General features: G+C 32.3%; 15 protein-coding genes. 6 read left to right on the top strand and 9 right to left on the bottom strand.

Annotation, left to right across the window (positions count from 1 at the left end):
- Positions 1 to 27: 27 nt before the first annotated feature.
- Positions 28 to 1,971, top strand: a complete 1,944-nt coding sequence (gene gyrB, locus B2217_RS00290; protein ID WP_038332647.1) for a DNA topoisomerase (ATP-hydrolyzing) subunit B — start codon at positions 28 to 30, stop codon at positions 1,969 to 1,971.
- 89 nt (positions 1,972 to 2,060) lie between these two features.
- Here the strand turns inward: gyrB and B2217_RS00285 are convergent, their stop codons facing one another.
- From B2217_RS00285 to B2217_RS00270, 4 genes are all read right to left on the bottom strand, one after another.
- Positions 2,061 to 4,337 (bottom strand): cation:proton antiporter, encoded by a 2,277-nt coding sequence (locus tag B2217_RS00285; RefSeq protein ID WP_291121936.1) that lies wholly within the window; start codon positions 4,335 to 4,337, stop codon positions 2,061 to 2,063.
- Between the two features lie 98 nt (positions 4,338 to 4,435).
- A complete protein-coding gene (locus B2217_RS00280; protein WP_244957972.1) occupies positions 4,436 to 5,095 on the bottom strand; it encodes a LytR/AlgR family response regulator transcription factor in 660 nt (219 codons plus the stop codon).
- Positions 5,096 to 5,126: 31 nt separating this feature from the next.
- Positions 5,127 to 5,822: a sensor histidine kinase gene (locus B2217_RS00275; protein ID WP_084106856.1), complete on the bottom strand. Its 696-nt coding sequence runs from the start codon at positions 5,820 to 5,822 to the stop codon at positions 5,127 to 5,129.
- 159 nt (positions 5,823 to 5,981) lie between these two features.
- The gene (locus tag B2217_RS00270; RefSeq protein ID WP_115002136.1) at positions 5,982 to 7,604 is read right to left on the bottom strand and encodes an ABC-F family ATP-binding cassette domain-containing protein; all 1,623 of its coding nucleotides are present in this window, start codon (positions 7,602 to 7,604) and stop codon (positions 5,982 to 5,984) included.
- A gap of 66 nt (positions 7,605 to 7,670) precedes the next feature.
- On the opposite strand from B2217_RS00270, the gene smpB reads away from it, so the two are divergent.
- Positions 7,671 to 8,123 (top strand): SsrA-binding protein SmpB, encoded by a 453-nt coding sequence (gene smpB / locus B2217_RS00265; protein WP_038332657.1) that lies wholly within the window; start codon positions 7,671 to 7,673, stop codon positions 8,121 to 8,123.
- Positions 8,124 to 8,188: 65 nt separating this feature from the next.
- Entirely contained in the window at positions 8,189 to 9,691 is a 1,503-nt protein-coding gene (locus B2217_RS00260) for an OmpA family protein (RefSeq protein WP_180905203.1), read from the top strand.
- 77 nt (positions 9,692 to 9,768) lie between these two features.
- Here B2217_RS00260 and B2217_RS00255 read toward each other — a convergent pair whose 3' ends face one another.
- Complete coding sequence (locus B2217_RS00255) at positions 9,769 to 11,400, bottom strand: ABC1 kinase family protein (protein ID WP_180905202.1); 1,632 nt, start codon at positions 11,398 to 11,400, stop codon at positions 9,769 to 9,771.
- Between the two features lie 241 nt (positions 11,401 to 11,641).
- Between B2217_RS00255 and rpsA the strand changes: the two genes are divergently transcribed.
- From rpsA to B2217_RS00240, 3 genes are all read left to right on the top strand, one after another.
- Positions 11,642 to 13,468 carry a 30S ribosomal protein S1 gene (rpsA, locus tag B2217_RS00250; protein WP_180905201.1) on the top strand — a complete coding sequence of 609 codons (1,827 nt, stop codon included), beginning with the start codon at positions 11,642 to 11,644 and terminating at the stop codon, positions 13,466 to 13,468.
- A 188-nt stretch (positions 13,469 to 13,656) separates the two neighbouring features.
- A complete protein-coding gene (locus B2217_RS00245; protein ID WP_038332665.1) occupies positions 13,657 to 14,133 on the top strand; it encodes an Lrp/AsnC family transcriptional regulator in 477 nt (158 codons plus the stop codon).
- A 14-nt stretch (positions 14,134 to 14,147) separates the two neighbouring features.
- Entirely contained in the window at positions 14,148 to 15,155 is a 1,008-nt protein-coding gene (locus tag B2217_RS00240) for an EamA family transporter (protein ID WP_180905200.1), read from the top strand.
- A gap of 57 nt (positions 15,156 to 15,212) precedes the next feature.
- On the opposite strand, the gene B2217_RS00235 is transcribed toward B2217_RS00240, so the two are convergent.
- From B2217_RS00235 to B2217_RS00220, 4 genes are all read right to left on the bottom strand, one after another.
- Positions 15,213 to 16,526: an Ig-like domain-containing protein gene (locus B2217_RS00235; protein WP_180905199.1), complete on the bottom strand. Its 1,314-nt coding sequence runs from the start codon at positions 16,524 to 16,526 to the stop codon at positions 15,213 to 15,215.
- A 107-nt stretch (positions 16,527 to 16,633) separates the two neighbouring features.
- A complete protein-coding gene (gene ribB, locus B2217_RS00230; RefSeq protein ID WP_180905198.1) occupies positions 16,634 to 17,758 on the bottom strand; it encodes a 3,4-dihydroxy-2-butanone-4-phosphate synthase in 1,125 nt (374 codons plus the stop codon).
- 9 nt (positions 17,759 to 17,767) lie between these two features.
- On the bottom strand, positions 17,768 to 19,228 hold the full coding sequence (locus B2217_RS00225; RefSeq protein WP_038332671.1) for an LptF/LptG family permease: 1,461 nt from the start codon (positions 19,226 to 19,228) through the stop codon (positions 17,768 to 17,770).
- Between the two features lie 3 nt (positions 19,229 to 19,231).
- A complete protein-coding gene (locus B2217_RS00220) occupies positions 19,232 to 19,861 on the bottom strand; it encodes a LolA family protein (protein WP_115001837.1) in 630 nt (209 codons plus the stop codon).
- Positions 19,862 to 19,877: the final 16 nt, after the last annotated feature.

The following is a 19,877-nucleotide window of genomic DNA, read 5'->3' as shown; positions in this document are numbered from 1 at the left end:
TTTGTTTTAAAAAGTTAGAGACATATTATGAGTAATAACACATATACGGCGGATAATATCCAAGCGTTAGAAGGAATGGAGCACGTACGTCTTCGTCCATCGATGTACATTGGAGACGTCGGAGTTAGAGGATTACACCACTTAGTTTACGAGGTTGTTGATAACTCTATTGATGAAGCTTTAGCAGGATACTGTGATACAATCAAGGTAACAATTTTAGAAGGAAACTCGATTCGTGTCGAAGATAACGGACGTGGTATTCCTGTCGACTTACATAAAAAAGAAGGAAAATCTGCATTAGAAGTTGTAATGACGAAAATTGGTGCAGGTGGTAAGTTTGATAAAGATACGTACAAAGTTTCTGGAGGTTTGCACGGTGTTGGAGTTTCGTGTGTTAATGCACTTTCTAACCATTTATCGGCAGAAGTTTTCAAGAACGGAAAACAATATATTCAGGAATATTCGAAAGGGAAACCTTTGTACGATGTAAAAGAAGTTGGAACGACTGATAAAAGTGGTACAACAGTAACTTTTACGCCTGATGATACAATTTTCCAAGAAGTACAAACATATAACTATTCTACTTTAGCAAATCGTTTGCGTGAGTTAGCTTTCTTGAACAAAGGAATCAATATTGTATTGGTTGATGAACGCGAAAAAGATGCTGAAGGAAATCCTGTTACAGAAACTTTTCATTCTGAAGAAGGATTAAAAGAATTTGTTGAGTTTATTGATGGTAGCCGCGAATCTATCATGGACAAAGTAATCTTTATGGAAGGAGAACGTGATGGAATTCCAGTTGAGGTTGCAATGCGATACAATACATCGTATAACGAAAATGTACATTCGTATGTAAATAATATCAATACACATGAAGGTGGAACACATTTATCTGGTTTCCGTCGTGCGTTGACACGTACATTGAAAAAATATGCAGAAGAAAACTTTAATCTTGCAAAAGAAAAAGTTGAAATCGTTGGTGATGATTTCCGTGAAGGATTAACAGCGGTAATTTCGGTAAAAGTAATGGAGCCTCAATTTGAAGGACAAACGAAAACGAAATTAGGAAACTCTGAAGTTTCTCCTGCGGTTGATAAAATCGTAGCAGAAATGTTAACGAATTTCTTAGAAGAAAATCCAACAGAAGCAAAACAAATTGTTGATAAAGTAATTTTAGCAGCAAAAGCTCGTCAGGCAGCGAAGAAAGCTCGTGAAATGGTACAACGCAAAAACCCAATGGGAGGAAGCGGATTGCCAGGGAAGTTAGCGGATTGTTCTTCTCGTAAACCAGAAGAATCTGAGTTATTCTTAGTCGAGGGAGATTCTGCCGGAGGAACGGCAAAACAAGGTCGTGATCGTCATTTTCAAGCAATTTTACCATTACGTGGTAAAATCTTAAATGTTGAAAAGGCGATGGCGCACAAAGTTTTGGATAACGAAGAGATTAAAAATATATATACAGCTTTAGGTGTAACAATCGGAACTGAAGAAGATTCGAAAGCGCTTAATATTTCGAAATTGCGTTATCATAAAGTTGTGATTATGACCGATGCCGATGTCGACGGTTCTCACATCGCGACATTAATTTTGACATTCTTCTTCCGTTACATGAAAGAATTGATTGAGCAAGGACATATTTACATTGCAACGCCACCTTTATATTTAATCAAAAAAGGAGCGAAAGCAGAATATGCTTGGGATGAAAAAGATCGTGAACGTTTAACTGCAGAATTTTCTACAGATGGTTCTGGTAAAGGAGTTACAATTCAACGATACAAAGGTCTTGGGGAAATGAACGCAGAGCAATTATGGGATACAACTCTTAATCCAGAACACAGAACGTTGCGTAAAGTAACGATTGACAATGCTACAGAAGCAGATCGCGTGTTCTCTATGTTGATGGGTGATGATGTACCGCCTCGTCGTGAATTTATCGAGAAGAATGCACATTATGCAAAAATTGATGTTTAATCGATTTGAATAATATAAAGTAATAAATCCAGCTTTTAAGCTGGATTTATTTTTTGTAATTGAATATATAAATCTTGAATGAAGAAGATTTACTCCGAAATAATCAATGTTGTTGGTACATTGGAAATCCAAATACTTTTTGTTTCGATTAAGTTTTTCCAACTTTCCATACTAATCATCATCAAATCCATTTCATCCAAAAACTCTTTATCCAATTGTTGTTTGTACGAAAGGCTAATATGATTTGGAGCAATATTTTCGATACTACGAATAATTTCTTTTACTTCTGAATGACGTTTTGTGTAACCGCTCACGTCTACAATAATAATTTGAGATTCGCTATTTGAGATTAAACGTTGTGCGTATTTCAGTAAATCGGCATCTTTATTTCCGAAAAGAGGAAGAAAAACTTTCTCAGCTTTTGTGAAATTTTTGTCCAAAACAATTCCAACAGGAACAATTGATTTGTTCAATAATTGTTTCGTTCTTTCGTTGAAAATTGAATGATCAAACATGTTTTCTTTTCCAGTAACTTGACCTATCAAAATATCTGGATCGATGATTTTTGTCGTAAATCCTAAAATATTTCCTAACAACGAACCAGAATAAATAGAATTTCTTACACCCATCAACATCAAATCGTAATCACCTTTTTGCGCAACATCAATTGTCTCAAAAACCATATCTGTAGAGACTTTGAACATGGTTGTTACATCTTGGTGTAACTCTTCGGAAACCTCAATAATCGGCTCGAAAATTTCTGCTTCTCTATCCTCAAGATTGAAATGTTGCACTTCGCTACTTTTCATCACATGAATTGCAGAAACAAGTGAATTTTCGTCTTGTTTTTTGATAAAGCTATTAGCTATTCGCAACAATTCAGCACCTTTCTCGGGTGTTTGAAAATCAATTAAAATTTTATATTTCTGACTTTGACTAATTTCAGAAAGTTCATTTTCTGTTTTTTGTTTGCGGAAAATCCAATTGATTAAATCCAAAGCTGGACCTGTCATAAAAGTTGTGACCAAAGCCATTATCACCATCATAGCGAAAACTTCTGGTGTTAAAACTCCTAAATCATATCCAATGTTTAGCACGACTAATTCCATCAAACCTCGTGTATTCATCAAGGCTCCAATGGTCAAACTATCTTTCCAATTTTGTCCTACAAATTTTGCGGCGACTGCACTTCCAACAAATTTTCCTGTTACAGCAACCAAAATAATCAATCCCGCTGTTTGCCATAAATGTGGACTATCTAATAATCCAATTTGTGTTCTTAAACCCGTAAAAACAAAGAATAGTGGAAGTAATAAAACTAATGAAACATCTTCTATTTTTTCGATGAATAAATTTCTGAATTTTACATTTTCAGGCATAATTGTTCCAGCTAAAAAAGCTCCAAATAATGCATGAATTCCAATGATTTCGCTTAAATATGAAGAAATAATTAAGACCAAGAAAAAGATTCCTATGATAGGTTTTGTAAGCGTTGTTTTACTCGAATGTACGTCTGCAATGCGCTTTAAAAAAGGGCGAACGAAACGAACCATTGCGATAACGTAAACAATTGCTAGTAAAATAACATATAATGAACTGACGAATGATCCAGCTTTTACGATGGCGATAACCGCAGCTAATAAACACCAAGCCGTGATATCGTCGGCAGCAGCGCAAGTAATTACAATAGAACCTAAACGAGTTTTACTAATTCCGCGTTCTTGTACAATACGAGCCAAAACGGGAAAGGCTGTAATACTCATCGAAATTCCGATAAAAAGGGCAAATGATAAAAAGTTAATTCCTTCTGGAGCAAATTCCATATAAATTAATCCAGCCAAAGCCAAACCAAGTGTAAATGGAATAATGATACTTGCGTGACTAATAACTATGGCGTCTTGTGCATTTTTCTTTAGCACTTTCAGGTCTAACTCCATTCCGATGACATACATGAATAGAATCAAACCGATTTGACTGATAAATTCTAAGTTTCCTAACGATTCTTTTGGGAAAAGATCACCAAAAAACTCTGGGAAATGCATACCAATAAAAGAAGGACCAAGGAAAATACCCGCAATAATTTCTCCAATTACAGTTGGTTGTCCAATTTTATTAAAAATCCATCCAAAAACTCTTGCGGTAAATATAATGGTCACAATTTGTGCTAATAAAATAGCAAGAGGGTGTCCAATATTATGTGTTATACTGTTGATGAAGTCATTGAAGTAATTGCTTCCGTTTGCAGCGTGAACAACATGTTTTCCAGTTTCCATTTCTTCTGCTCTTATCACAATAAAATACATCATGATTGAACAAAGTAGAATGGTTACGATATAAAAAATTGAATTTCTTGTCGATTTTTTCATGGCGTTAATTTTCAACAAAAGTCAGAAATTAATTTACAGAAAAATATCAATATTTTTTAAACTTGAGTAAAATGTAATGAAATGGATTTTTTTTGTAATCAAATTGAAATTTGAGCAATAAAATTAGCTTTGTAAACTTCGCTTAATACCAAATTGATTTCTTTATTTTCTTTTGATAAAACGTCTAAAGTAACGTTGTCTGAGTGGAAATATTTGATGTGATGTAAGCTGATTATTTCTCGTTTATTGATACGAACAAAATCTTTTTCGGGTAACATTTCTGATAATGCATCGAGTGTGATATTTTTCAAAATCAAGAATGATAAATCTTGATAATAAACCACTTTATCACGGCTGTCAACGGTAGAAGTTGTAATGTACAAAATTTGATTAAACTGCAACAAAATTTTTCCTTTATCCGAATTTAATTGTACAAAATTATTTGGCGTCGAAAAACTATTTTGCAAACGTTTTTTTACTTTGTCAACAGCTTGTTGTAAACGCTCTTTTTTGATTGGTTTTTGAATATAATCTGTCGCATCTAAATCAAAAGCATCAACAGCATATCCCTTATAAGCAGTGGAAAAAATAAACGGTTTTTCTTTTAATAAATTAGCGATTTGTAAACCATTTATTTTAGGCATTTCGATGTCTAAAATACAAAAGTCAAAATCTAAGTTTTCAATTTCGTTAATGAATAATTCAGGATCAACATAAGCTTTCACAACTTCTATGTCCTCCATTTGTTCACACAACATTTTCAGGTATTTTAACCCAAGAATTTCGTCGTCAATTAGTATGCATTTTAGTGTAAAACTCATGTAGATTTATTTTTAAGTTGGCTACAAAAATATCCTGTTCAATAGTTTTAGAAAGTGAAAAATCGTCGTCGTAAACCATTTTCAAGCGATGTTCTAAGGATTGACTTCCATGTCCGCCAGTTTCTTTTTTTAAACTATTTTTTGGTGAAATTTTATTCATTACCTGAATTTGAAATGATTTATTATTCAGTTCAAGCAAAATTTTTATAAATGAATTGGCTTGTTGAAAGTCGGTATGTTTGAAAGCATTTTCAATAAAATCAATACTTAATAAAGGTAAAATAATTTTTTCTTGATAATAAGGTGAAGTTTCATCAATTTTCGTTTTAACTTGAAAATCAAACAAAGGCGAAACTTTTACTTTATTAATTTCAATAAAGTTTTTAGTGAAATCTATTTCATCTTTTATCGTCACAAAATTGTCTTTGCTTTCGTACAAAATATAATCCAACACATTTGCCAATTTATCAATCGTATAATAGGTTTGATAAGCATTTGACTGAATAGAATTAAGTATGTTTTTGAATAAATGAGGATTCAGTTTAGCTTCGTATGACTCCAATTTTAACTCATCAACTTTTGTAGATAAATTGTCTAAACGTTGCGTTTGCTCATGACTTATTTTTTTCTCAGATTTTAATGAATGGATTAAATATGTAATCATAATGATTAGAAAAATAATCAATGCAATAATGAGATAAAGTAATATGGTAGGAAGTTGAATCATGCGAAAAATTCTAACTCAAAGATAGAATAATTTATGAATAAAAAAATCCAGAAAGTAGAACCTTCTGGATTTTTAGAAATATGGTGAAAGAAATTATTAAGCGTAATATTTTGCTTTTAATTCTTTTACTTTTGGATCATCTAAGAATTCATCATACGTCATATAACGATCGATGATTCCGTTTGGAGTTAACTCGATAATACGGTTACAAGTTGTTTGAATCAATTCGTGGTCATGAGAACCCATTAAAATTGTTCCTTTGAAATTAACCAAAGAATTATTCAATGCTGTAATCGATTCTAAGTCTAAGTGACCTGTTGGCTCGTCTAACAATAATACGTTTGCACGTAATAACATCATGCGAGAGAACATACAACGCATTTTTTCACCTCCTGATAAAACAGAAGATTTTTTAAGAGCTTCGTCTCCAGAGAATAACATTTTCCCTAAGAAACCACGCATAAATTCTTCGTGACGTTCATCGTCTGATTCTGTATATTGACGTAACCAATCAACCAAGTTGATATCTTCTTTGAAGAAATCTGTATTATCTAAAGGTAAATACGCTTGTGTTGTTGTAATTCCCCAAGTAAAATCTCCAGAATCTGGCTGAGCTTTTCCTGAAAGAATTTCGAAAAATTGAGAAACTGCTTTCGAGTTACGAGAGAAAATACCAATTTTATCACCTTTTTTCAAGTTGATGTTCGCATCTTTAAATAAAACTTCTCCATCTACAGAAGCAGATAAATTGTTTACTTCTAAGATTTGATCACCAGCCTCACGCGATTGTTCCCAGATAAGTGCTGGATATCGACGAGAAGAAGGTTTGATATCTTCGATATTTAATTTCTCGATCATTTTTTTACGAGAAGTCGTTTGTTTTGCTTTAGCAACGTTAGAAGAGAAACGAGCAATGAAATCTTGTAATTCCTTTTTCTTTTCTTCTGCTTTTTTGTTTTGTTGCGCACGTTGTTTTGCAGCTAACTGAGAAGACTCGTACCAGAATGTGTAGTTACCAGAATATAGGTTTAATTTAGAGAAATCTAAATCACAAATATGCGTACAAACTGCGTCTAAGAAGTGACGGTCGTGCGATACAACGATTACAGTATTCTCGAAATTACCTAAGAAATCCTCTAACCATTGAATTGTATTAACGTCCAATTCGTTGGTAGGCTCATCTAAGATTAACACGTCAGGATTTCCAAATAAAGCTTGAGCAATCAAAATACGAACTTTCGCTTTATTATCTAAATCTCCCATTAATGAATAATGCATATCCGAATCAATTCCTACATTCGATAATAATGTAGCAGCATCAGATTCTGCATTCCATCCGTTCATTTCTTCATAAACGACACCTAATTCTCCTGCTTTGATACCATCTTCTTCAGAAAAATCTGGTTTAGCATATAAAGCATCCATACGTTCTTTAATATCGTATAATACTTTATTTCCACGTAAAACAGTATCCAATACTGTATATTCGTCATATTTGAAGTGATTCTGTTCTAAAACAGACATACGTTTTCCTTTTTCAAGACTAACTTGTCCTGAAGTTGGATCGATTTCACCTGATAATATTTTTAAGAAAGTAGATTTTCCTGCTCCATTGGCACCAATTATCCCGTAACAGTTGCCATTTGTAAATTTTATATTAACTTCGTCGAAAAGTACACGCTTGCCGAATTGAAGCGATAAATTAGAAACATTTAACATAATTTTTGGTATGATGTTTGTTTGACCTTCCGGCAAAGTTACAAATTTTAATTGGAATAAAATAAAGTGCAGAAAGAAGTTACGATTAAGAATAAACGTGCAAGGTTTGAGTATGAATTATTAGATTCTTACGAAGCCGGCATCCAATTATTTGGGACTGAAATAAAATCTATCCGAATGGGAAAAGCTTCGATTACCGAAAGTTTTTGTCAAATGAAGGATGGAGAACTCTATATTGTCAATATGTTTATTGACGAATATGATTGGGGAACATACTTTAATCATAAAACTAGACGAGACAGAAAACTTTTATTACAAAAATCTGAGTTGAGAAAATTAGAACGCAAAACGAAAGAGACTGGATTAACGATTGTAGCAACCACGCTATTTATAAACAATAAAGGGTTGGCAAAATTGAAGATATATTTGGCAAAAGGGAAGAAACTTTTTGACAAAAGAAACACAATAAAAGGAAAAGATTTGAAAAGAGATTTGGATAGAATGATAAAGAATTCTTAAATTTGTCTTATAATTGTATAAAATTAAGTAAAATTTAATATATTTAAAACGCTAAATATTTGATAATGAAAAAGTTTAATCTATTATTATCTGCAGTAGTATTATTCCTAGCGGGTAATTCTTTTGTAGATGCTCAGAATTCTAAGAATCCTTGGGCAATTACAGTTGGTGCTCACGCAGTTGATCACAACTCAGTGACTGGACCATTCAACCAGTATTTCAAAACAGATAATTGGGATATCGTTCCTCCTTTATCTAAATTATCTATCATCCGTAACTTAAACAGATCTTTTGATGTTGATTTAACTGCTTCAGTAGGTGAAGTTGATAACAACAGATTACGTATCAAAGATGAATTATTCATCAATGCTGGTTTAGGTTTACGTTATAAGTTAGCTAATGGTTATATCTTAAAAGAAGATTCTTGGTTTGATCCATATATCCGTGTAGGTGCTGGTTACCACAGATACGACTACACAGGATTACAATTTCCATTAACAGCTTACTATGGTAATGGTGATGGAAATGAAACTTACCAATTAACAGAAGTTGAAGATTTAGAGAAAAATCACTTTGTAGCTTCTTTAGGTGCTGGATTTAACTTATGGTTTACTAAAAACTTTGGTTTAAACGTTGCTTCTGATTACAACTGGTTACCAGCTTACGGAGGAAACAATTATTTCGATTTCTTCCAACACACAGTAGGTGTTACTTTCCGTTTCGGAAAACAAGATAGAGATGGTGATGGTATTCCTGATGACGAAGATGCATGTCCAGATACTCCAGGTATCGCTACAAATGATCCATCTACAAACGGATGTCCAGATACAGATGGTGATGGAATCTTTGATAAAGATGATGCTTGTCCAACAGAATTTGGTTTAGCTGAATTCCAAGGTTGTCCAGATACAGATGGTGATGGTGTTCCAGATAAAGATGATGCTTGTCCTACAGTTGCAGGTCCAGTAGAAAATAATGGATGTCCTTGGCCAGATACAGATGGTGATGGAATCTTTGATAAAGATGATGCTTGTCCAAACGAATATGGTTTAGCTGAATTCCAAGGTTGTCCAGATACAGATGGAGATGGTATTCCAGATAAAGATGATGCTTGTCCAACAGTAAAAGGACCAAAAGAAAATAATGGATGTCCATGGACAGAAGTTCACGTAGCAAAACGTTTATCTAATATTTTATTCGAATACAACTCTGATAAAATTGTTCCTTCTTCTTACGAAGATGTACGTGTAGCTGCTCAAATTTTAAATTCTGATGATTTAAAAGAAAAAAGCTTCTACATTGACGGACATGCTGACCAAAGAGGTAAAGACGCTTATAACAAAACATTATCTTTAAAACGTGCTCAAGCGTTAGTTAATATTTTAGTTGAAAGAGGTGGAGTGGATAAAGCTCGTTTAACTGCTCGTGGTTTAGGAAAATCTCAATTGTTATGTACTGAAAACACTGAAGAGTGTTACCAAAGAAACAGACGTGTTGAGGTATTACCTAGAACAGCTGTAGTAACTGAAACAAAAGTTATCAAAAAAACAGCTACAAAAAAGAAATAATAATTCTTTGAATAGCTTACAATAGAAATAGCCACCTCATTGAGGTGGCTATTTTATTTTTATTAATTTTAATTTTATTATTTCTTTCTAAAAACTAATATAATAATACATCCAGCTGTAAAGATAGATAATAAATAACCAATCCAAGAAAGTAGTGGCATGTCTAGAATCACAGGACGAACAGTTGTATTAGCTAACATACTTGCTCCAATTCCAAAAGCTAAAGTAAGTATCGCTAAAACCAGTTTATTAATGCTGTCTTTTATTAATTTCTGAATATTACCTATTTGATCAATCTTAAAGTTTAAAGCCAATTTATCATTGTTTACTTTTTCGATTAATTTCAAGGTATCTTCTGGTAAATCGTTGATTAAATCCTGAATATCTTTAAAATTATCAATTGCTTTTTTACTCAAATATTTAGGATGAAATTTTTGTCGAGCCAATTTTACTGCATAAGGGCGCATCGAACGTTGTACATTAAGATCAGCGTGTAATTGTTGTCCAATTCCTTCTATAAGCGCAATTCCGCGTAGTAAAATATAAACATATTCGGGTAATAAAACATGATTTCGCTGTAGAATATTGTTGAATTTCTTGATGATAATTTGAACTTCTATCGTATCAACTGTATTGTATTCTAAATAATCAAAAATATCTGCAATATCACGTTCTAATTGTTTTTCGTTTTCGATATAATGTTTAATCGCCATTTTTTTGAGTGAACGAACAATGCGTTTCGGATTTTTTAATCCAAAATCAATTACAACATTTTCTAAAGCTTCTTTTTCGTTGATGGCTAGAATTCCCATCGAACCAAAATCAATAAAAGCTAAACGTCCATCTTTTAAAATAAAAATATTTCCGGGATGTGGATCAGCATGGAAAAATCCATCATCAAGTAATTGTTTCAAATAAATATCAAAACCTTTCTGTACGATTTTTTTCGGATCAAGTCCCAAAGCTTCTAATTGCTCAACATCGTTTACTTTAAAACCTTCGATAAATTCCATACAAAGAAAATTATTGTTGGAATAATCTTCATATGTTTTCGGAACATAAACATCTTTACTATTCTCGAAATTTTTTCTGAAACGTTCGATGTTCTGAAATTCATTGGTTAATGAAAGTTCTTTCAGAATTGAATTTTCAAATGATTTTTCGATTTCAGAAATGAATAATTTTTGAAGTTTCTCATATTTTTTTTCTAAAAAATGAACAATATCTCGAATCAGGGCTAAATCAGACTCAATTATTTTCTGAATATTAGATCGTTTTACTTTGAACACAACTTTTTCTCCATTCAATAAAGTTGCGCGATAAACTTGCGAAATACTTGCTGCCGCAAAAGGTTGTTCTTCTATAAAAAGAAAATGCTCGTCAGGCTCAATTCCAAATTCGTCTCTAATTTTTTGTTTGATGTCAATTTCTTCTGGAGGAACATTATCTTGTAATTTTTTTAATTCTTCTACCAAAGATTCAGGAACCAAATCTTTTCGATTACTCAATAATTGTCCAAATTTGATATAAGTAGGACCAAGTTCTTCCAAAGCCATTCGGAAACGTTGATTGAATGATTGGTTGAAAAATTCGTTGTTTTGGTCAGAATGGAACAAATCATTTCCGCGAGAAAGTATTTCTTCAAAACCATATTTCGAAACGACTTTTACGATTTTAGAAAATCGTTTTATTTTCTTTAGACTATCCATAAAGTTGAGATTCGATTACAAGTTACGAATAAACAAGAGTGTAATTCGTTTATAAAATCTTAAATTTCTTTGAGTTGAATCTAAAATTATTCCAAATATTAAAATATTATTGTTTATCTTTGCACTCGCTAAAATGGTTTAGGAATCAAGCGATTAATTATTAAGTTAAACATCTCTCGGTCATTTATTTGCATTTGAAGATTCCGAAATAAAATAGATTGAGATACAAATTTTTAGAATTATGTCTAAAGAAACAAAACAAGAGGAAGTACAAGAAGTTGTATTAAACACTCCAGTATTAGATGCGTCTGCAAATGCAAACGTAGCGCCAGAATCATTTGATTGGGAATCTTTCGAATCAGGATTAAACGAAGAAGATCGTAAAGAAAAAGCTGAATTAGAGCAAATGTACGATACAACTTTAGAAGACTTACATGAGAATGAAGTATTCAAAGGACAAGTTGTACGTATTACAGATAAAGAAGCTATCGTTGACATCAACTTCAAATCAGAAGGTGTTATTTCATTAAACGAATTCCGTTACAACTCAGACTTGAAAGTTGGGGATATCGTTGAAGTAATGGTTGATCAACGTGAAGATAAAAATGGACAATTAATTTTATCTCACAAAAAAGCTCGTACATTAAATGCATGGGATGCTGTTAACAAAGCACACGATTCTCAAGAAATTGTTAACGGTTACATCAAAGCTCGTACTAAAGGTGGTATGATCGTTGACGTATTCGGAATTGAAGCTTTCTTACCAGGTTCTCAAATCGATGTTAAACCAATTCGTGATTACGAACAATTCGTAGGAAAAACTATGGAGTTCAAAGTTGTTAAAATCAACCCAGAATTCAAAAACGTAGTAGTTTCTCACAAAGCGTTAATCGAGGCTGATATCGAAGTTCAGAAAAAAGAAATCGTTGCTCAATTAGAGAAAGGACAAGTATTAGAAGGTGAAGTTAAAAACATCACATCTTACGGTGTATTCGTAGACTTAGGAGGTGTTGATGGTTTAATCCACATCACTGACTTATCTTGGTCTCGTATCAACCACCCATCTGAAATCTTAGAAGATGGACAAAAAATCAACGTTGTAATCTTAGATTTCGACGAAGATAAATCTCGTATCCAATTAGGTATTAAACAATTAGAGGCTCATCCATGGGATGCTTTAGATGCTGATATCAAAGTTGGTGATAAAGTTAAAGGAAAAGTAGTTGTTTTAGCTGACTACGGTGCATTCGTTGAGGTTGCTCCAGGTGTAGAAGGTTTAATCCACGTTTCTGAAATGTCATGGTCTACTCACTTACGTTCTGCTCAAGATTTCGTAAAAGTAGGTGATGAGGTTGAAGCAGTAGTTTTAACTTTAGATAGAGAAGAAAGAAAAATGTCTTTAGGTATCAAACAATTAACTCCAGATCCTTGGACAGATATTACAACTAAATACCCAGTAGGTTCTACTCACAAAGGTAAAGTTCGTAACTTCACTAACTTCGGTGTATTCGTAGAATTAGAAGAAGGTGTTGACGGATTAATCTACATCTCTGACTTATCTTGGACTAAGAAAATCAAACACCCATCAGAATTCTGTGCAGTTGATGATATCTTAGACGTAGTAGTTTTAGAATTAGACGTAGAAGCTCGTCGTTTATCTTTAGGTCACAAACAATTAACTGAAAATCCATGGGATCAGTACGAAGCTAAATATGCTGTAGGTACAGTTCACACAGGTAAAGCAGTTGACGTATTTGACAAAGGTGCTACAGTACAATTCGAAGATGCTGACGTTGAAGCTTTCGCTCCAGCTCGTACATTAGAGAAAGAAGACGGATCTCGTATCAAAAAAGGTGAAGAAACATCTTTCAAAGTTATCGAGTTCAACAAAGAATTCCGTCGTGTAGTAGTTTCTCACACAGCTACTTTCCGTGAGGAAGAAGTTAAATCTGAGAGATCATCTAACAACAATAACAACAATTCATCTAACACAATCGAAACTTCTACTTTAGGAGATATCGATTCATTAGCAGAATTGAAAAAGAAAATGGAAGAAGGAGGAAACTAATTCTCTAACCGAAATTTTTAAATAACATAAGCTGTCCAGTAATGGGCAGCTTTTTTTATGAATAATGATTAAATTTATTTAGTATAAAATGAATTTAATTTATAGTTTAAAATAATATCAAGAATAACATACAATTTTTGATATATTTTTTGAATATTATTCAAAATAGTCTTAATTTTGCAGTCGAAATGGAAAAGATAGAATTTAATTTAGATGCTACTGATTTGAAAATCATGCGATTAATGCAAGATAATGCACGCATTAACAATGCAGACATCGCAAGAGAATTGGGAATGGCTCCTTCTGGAATATTAGAACGAGTGAAAAAGCTTGAAAATAAGCAAGTTATTTTGGCTTATCACGCAAAAATAAATCCAGTGGCAGTTGGACAAAAATTACTTTCGTATATGTTTATCAAAACCGTAGATATTATCGGTGATGAAACAGTAGGAAGACAACTTGCCGAAATTCCAGAAGTTTTAGAGGTTCATGATATTGCTGGAGAAGATGGTTATCTAATCAAAGTGAGAACTTCTGATAACGAAGGTTTGGTAGAATTGATGCGCAAACATTTGAGTAAAATTGGCGGAATCACTTCTACGCGTACAACTATAGTTTTACAAACAATAAAAGAAGAACAAAATATCGTTATACCAACGATTTAAAAAATAGAGATTGAATGAAAGGGAATCAACCAAGTAAGTGGCTGATTATTGCAGCGTATTTCGTGGTTTATGTAGTTTGGGGATCAACTTATTTTTTTATAGATAAGGCTTTACATGGTTTTAGTCCGTTTATTTTGGGTTCGTTTCGCTTTATTGCGGCGAGCACAATGTTGATGGGATATTGTAAACTGAAAGGTTACAAGCTGTGGGATAAACAAATTGTGAAACAATGTATGTTTACAGGGTTTATGTTGTTGTTTATTGATATGGCTGGGATTATTTGGTCCGAACAATTTTTACCAAGTGGAATTGTTGCAATTATGGCAGCATCGGCAGCAATTTGGTTTATTGTGTTAGATAAACCGAAATGGAAACAAAATTTTTCAAGTATTCCTACTGTTTTAGGTGTTCTGTTAGGTTTTGTTGGTGTTTTGATGTTGTTTTATGAACAGACAACCACTGTGCACGCAGATGTAGATCAACAGTTCCTAAACATGATTGGGTTGATTGTTCTTATCTTTTGTTCGATTGCTTGGACGTTAGGTTCTTTGTATTCAAAATATGTAACAGAAAAGCAGAAAAAAGAAGTTACGAAACCAAAAGAAGATTTGAACATTATGGTCAAAACGGCTTGGCAAATGATTACTGCTGGAGTTTTGTTTAATACAGTTGCAATTTTCAATGGAGAATATGCTAATTTCAATTTTGCGAATGTAGCGACAGAAGATTGGTTGGCAATGGCTTATTTAACAACTTTTGGCTCTATTCTTGCTTTCGGATCATATGTTTGGTTGTTGCAATATCGTCCAGCTGTGGAAGTTTCTACATATGCGTATGTAAACCCTATTGTAGCCGTTGCATTGAGTTATTTTTTTACAGATGATGTCGTAACTCATTTGCAAATTTACGGTTTGGCAGTAATTTTGTTCAGTGTTTTATTAATGAACTGGAATCTTTATAAAAACACAAAATTAGTTCAGAAAATTCTGCATTTTGTTTCTCGTAAACATTATGCGCATTAAATATTATGATGATTATTAATAAGAAAGCTTCTCGATCCCGAGAAGCTTTTTTTTGTTTTATTTAGTTTTAAAATTTACGATTAGTTCATTATTATCTAATTTTAAAGCATATCCGTCTTCTGATTTGAAACGATTTGAAATTACAAATTCATATTCTTTAGTTGGAATTAATTCCAAACTTAAAACGAATGTAGTATTATTGTTATAGAAATTAGCTTTTGTAATCTTAGGACTATACTCTTTTCCTTTTTTTGAGAATTGTATTGAATATTCTTTTGGATTCATTGGTTTAGAAAATGTAATTCTAAATTCTTTGATAGATGAATCTACATTTGTTGAACCATTTCCGAAAGGTTCAATTTTTACGATATAAGGTTGTTTTTTTTCGTATTCTTTTAATAATCGATTTTTATCAAAACCTTCTTCATAAAAACCAGATTTTCGAAGAAAATTTTCAACTGCTTTTTCATCTTGATAATTCAGTTCTATAATATCTTTTATCGCTTGTTTTTTATTTTTAGCTTGATTATAATATGATTTACATATTTCATATCCAATAAAATATCCCAAATCAGCAGCTTTACCCTTTTGTCCTCCATTGTATAACCAATTTGAAAAATCATCTACAAACATCTCTTCTTTAAATTGTTTTTTCAATTCATCGAAATGTTGTTTTCCATAAAAAATATATTGTTTTTCGATTGGTTCTCCTAATACAAGTTCTGTAATAAAATCGCACGAACCTTCTTTTAATGTATGATGTAATAATGAGTTGTTTTCATTTGGTTTTTGTTGCGTGTGTACATATTCATGAATATTTAGTGAAATAATATTATCAAGTGATTGCTTCGCAAAAACATTTTTTAGCCAATTATTTTCAAATTCTGAAACATCTGTTTTTGGAGTTCCTGTTGCAATTTCAGCACCAACTAAAACCATATTTTCATATAAAGTTCCACCCGAGCGTAAACCTCCAATTGTAAAATACATTTCACCTTCTTTTAGTTCTGGATATAGTTTTTTGAGTTTTTTTACAGTTTTAGTTAACTCTTTTGTTTTATTCTTTATGGTAAGTGTATTTGGTCTTACTGAATTCCAAAATTTAGGATAACTATCAATAAGTTTAACGTAAATAGTGTCACTATAATCTCTTACTTTCATAAAAGTTTTTAAACCTTTTGTTCCTTTGTCGATGTATAAAGTGTTGATAAACTTTATTTTTTGAGAATAATCATTTGTTGATTGAATACTATCATAAGCGACCCAAAAATTATCAATATCTGATATGTAGATATTTTTTGAATTCGTTTTTTGCCCAAATCCAATACTTGAAATGATAAAGAGTACAAGAACTAACGTTTTATTTCGCATATAGTGTTTATTATAAGACTACAATATAACGAAAAGGTTACAGAACGATACAAAAAAAAAGCAGCTCTTTTCAGAACTGCTTTCGTTAGTATAAAGTTTAATTTATTTTATAACTGAGTGCATTTTACAATTTCCAAACCATATTGTGTAGTATGCGGTTCTTCTAAAGTACGTGTAATCAAATTCATTTTTTGGATGCCTAAATCTTTGATGATTTGAGAACCAATTCCGTGATCTTTTTCATCGGCTGGTAAAACACCAGATTTTGATTTTCCTTCAGAAAAACTTTTGAAAATCTCTAATTTTTGTTCAATCAACTCAGAACTTTGAATGTTATTAATAAAAATTACAACACCTCTTTCTTCTTCATTAATGATGTTCATTGTTTTTTCTAACAATGGTGTTTCGCCGTTTTGTAAAGCGCTAAACAAATCATAATAGCTATTTGTTGATTTTACACGAACTGGAACTACATCATCTTTTGTCCATTTTCCTTTTTTTAAAGCGAAGTGAACTTGATTATTTGTTGTTTGTTGATAAGCGATTAATTCGTATTCTCCGAATCTTGTTTTTGCTGGAAATTGCTCGATACGTTTTACTAATGATTCGTTTTCTAATCGGTAAGCAATCAAATCCTCAATCGAAACAATTTTAAGATCAAATTTCTTCGCAATCTCTAACAATTCTGGCAAACGAGCCATTTCTCCATCTTCTTTTAAAATTTCGACAATACATCCAGCAGGATAATGTCCCGCCATGCGTGCCAAATCAACAGCAGCTTCTGTATGTCCCATGCGAACTAAAACTCCACCATCTTTTGCAATTAATGGGAAAATATGTCCTGGTTTTCCTAAATCATCTGGATTTGTATTTTCGTCAATTAAAGCTTGAATAGTTTTAGAACGATCCGAAGCCGAAATTCCTGTCGTACATCCGTGACCTTGTAAATCCACAGAAACAGTAAAATTAGTTTCGTAAATAGCCGTATTGTGTCCAACCATAAGGTCCAAACCTAATGCTTTACATCTTTGTTGTGTAAGTGGCGTACAAACCAATCCGCGTCCGTGCGTAACCATAAAGTTGATGACTTCTGGTGTTGCAAATTCGGCGATACATAGGAAATCTCCTTCATTTTCACGATCTTCATCGTCAACTACAATGATAACTTTTCCTTGTTTTAAATCTTCTAAAGCTTCTTCAATTGTGTTTAATTGAGATGATCTATTTTCCATTGTTTTATGTTATTGATAACGAGAATGCTCCTCGTTTTTGTTTGTTTTCTTAAACTTATTAAAGTATTTTACAATTGGATCAACGTAAATACTGATGTCAAATAATCCAGAATCTTGATTGGCTTTGTAACTAAACAAAATAGAGAAAGGAAGCGCGATAATATTCGCTGCCCAAGCGGCAAAAGTTGGATCTAATTTTCCGTTTTTCGCCATATTTTCTGCCGAGAAATTAAGGATAAAATAAATAACGAAAATGATAATTGAAATGACAACTGGCATTCCGATTCCTCCTTTTTTTACGATTGCACCTAATGATGATCCAATCAAAAAGAAAATAATACATGTTACTGCATACGAGAAATTTCGTTGGTAATGAATATTTACTTTTGAATATAACTTTTCTCTGTTTACAATTTCTTGTTCAGAAAACGTCATATTTTCTTGATCACGATTTACCATTTGTACGGCTTGATTAAGAACTTGATCTTGTTCTTGACGATTTCGCTCTTTCAAGTCAAAAATCATATTTGTTTTTACCGTATCAATATCTTTTACTTTGATTGAATAGAAATAGTTTTGATTAAACATATTCGTTTTCAAATCTTTGTAATACTTCTTATAATCTGTGTTTAATGAATCGATAAGATGTCTTAAACCTTTTCCGTCCAAGTATTTGTAAGAGTTTCCTGGATCTTCGTCTTTACCAGAATTTAGAATATCTGAAATGTCAATATAATAGTTTAATGTATCAAATTTAGTATATTGATTTTCTTGACGTTTACGTTGATCAAAGTTTTTATTTTTGATATTATCGGTATAAGCAATTCCATCAAAAAGTTCCATTTTTAGATAATGGTTGTCATTTTTGTCTGGAGCAAGATTTCCTTTTTTCGCAATAATTGTCATCGTATTTTCACCAAAAGGTGCATTTTGATGGACAAAAACGTCTTCTAATTTTTCTGAATTTTCGCCCGAAACTTTATTAATTTTCATCTGAAATCCGGGAACGGTTTCGATAAAAACACCTTCTTTCATACTTACCGTTGGTTTGGTTTGTAAGATATTGAAGTACATTGTTCGCGCTTTTTGTTGGGAATAAGGCATCACTTTGTCTCCGAAAAAATACAATCCGACAGACATTAAAGCGACTAACGTAAATAATGGAGCAAGGATTCTGGTAAGTGAAATTCCAGATGCTTTCATTGCAGCTAATTCGTATCGTTCTCCAAAACCTCCCATGGTCATAATAGACCCCAAAAGGATTGTAAGCGGTAATACAAGCTGAATAACGTTAATTCCTAACCAAAAAAGTAATTCGGTAATAGTGTACCATTCTAAACCTTTTCCAACAAATTTTTCCATTTGTTGCCATGCAAATTGCACGATAAAGATGAAAAATAGAACACTAAATATGAAAAAAAATGGACCTAAAAAGGTCTTGATTATATACCAGTCAAGTTTTTTTAACATTGATTATAATTGAGTAATCATATAGCCTTGCGACTTATATTTCTTTTGGTCAAAGTTAAAGTAACTTTTGTGAATAAGTAAATTTTGAACGTAATCTTTTACAATGATTGATGTTGTGTCGCCATTTTTACCATATTCCTTGTAATCGTAGATTTCATTATTCGCTGTATTCACTCCCAAAACCGAATATTTGATTGTAGAAGTTTTAGTTGGCGTTAATTTTATATACTGAATTGTTTTTCCTCCAACGGTTTTTTTATCTGTTAAAGCGTAGCTGAAATCAGTACGATATGTGTTCAAAACTTTAGTTGGTGTTAAGAAATCATCTGTGTTAGATGCATCAGAAATAGTGACTTCTTTGTCATCTTTTGCAATTGTATATAATTTAGTTCCTGTAAAAATTTGGTTGATGTCGCCTACATTCAAGTTAAATTTTTGTTTCATTGCAAAAACTTCTCCCGAACGACTTGTTGATTTTCCATTTGCATTATGGCTAAAATCAAATTTGATGTAATACGAGTTTGCGTTGGTATATTTAGCGTAAACTTTGTCTAAGATTTGTTTTGCTGATTGAGCGTTTAATGTTCCAACCCCTACTAATAAGAGTATGAAAGAATAGATTATCTTTTTCATACAATTTAATTTCTAT

Source organism: Empedobacter sp. UBA7620 (assembly GCF_002484185.1).
Taxonomy (GTDB): Bacteria; Bacteroidota; Bacteroidia; order Flavobacteriales; family Weeksellaceae; genus Empedobacter; species Empedobacter falsenii_C.
This window is presented reverse-complemented; position numbering and strand designations above follow the sequence as displayed.

Excerpts from the sequence above, each read along its gene's own strand:
- gyrB (WP_038332647.1), top strand. The coding sequence starts at position 28 with ATGAGTAATAACACATATACGGCGGATAATATCCAAGCGTTAGAAGGA.
- B2217_RS00285 (WP_291121936.1), bottom strand. The coding sequence starts at position 4,337 with ATGAAAAAATCGACAAGAAATTCAATTTTTTATATCGTAACCATTCTA.
- B2217_RS00280 (WP_244957972.1), bottom strand. The coding sequence starts at position 5,095 with ATGTTGTGTGAACAAATGGAGGACATAGAAGTTGTGAAAGCTTATGTT.
- B2217_RS00275 (WP_084106856.1), bottom strand. The coding sequence starts at position 5,822 with ATGATTACATATTTAATCCATTCATTAAAATCTGAGAAAAAAATAAGT.
- B2217_RS00270 (WP_115002136.1), bottom strand. The coding sequence starts at position 7,604 with ATGTTAAATGTTTCTAATTTATCGCTTCAATTCGGCAAGCGTGTACTT.
- B2217_RS00260 (WP_180905203.1), top strand. The coding sequence starts at position 8,189 with ATGAAAAAGTTTAATCTATTATTATCTGCAGTAGTATTATTCCTAGCG.
- B2217_RS00255 (WP_180905202.1), bottom strand. The coding sequence starts at position 11,400 with ATGGATAGTCTAAAGAAAATAAAACGATTTTCTAAAATCGTAAAAGTC.
- rpsA (WP_180905201.1), top strand. The coding sequence starts at position 11,642 with ATGTCTAAAGAAACAAAACAAGAGGAAGTACAAGAAGTTGTATTAAAC.
- B2217_RS00245 (WP_038332665.1), top strand. The coding sequence starts at position 13,657 with ATGGAAAAGATAGAATTTAATTTAGATGCTACTGATTTGAAAATCATG.
- B2217_RS00240 (WP_180905200.1), top strand. The coding sequence starts at position 14,148 with ATGAAAGGGAATCAACCAAGTAAGTGGCTGATTATTGCAGCGTATTTC.
- B2217_RS00235 (WP_180905199.1), bottom strand. The coding sequence starts at position 16,526 with ATGCGAAATAAAACGTTAGTTCTTGTACTCTTTATCATTTCAAGTATT.
- ribB (WP_180905198.1), bottom strand. The coding sequence starts at position 17,758 with ATGGAAAATAGATCATCTCAATTAAACACAATTGAAGAAGCTTTAGAA.
- B2217_RS00225 (WP_038332671.1), bottom strand. The coding sequence starts at position 19,228 with ATGTTAAAAAAACTTGACTGGTATATAATCAAGACCTTTTTAGGTCCA.
- B2217_RS00220 (WP_115001837.1), bottom strand. The coding sequence starts at position 19,861 with ATGAAAAAGATAATCTATTCTTTCATACTCTTATTAGTAGGGGTTGGA.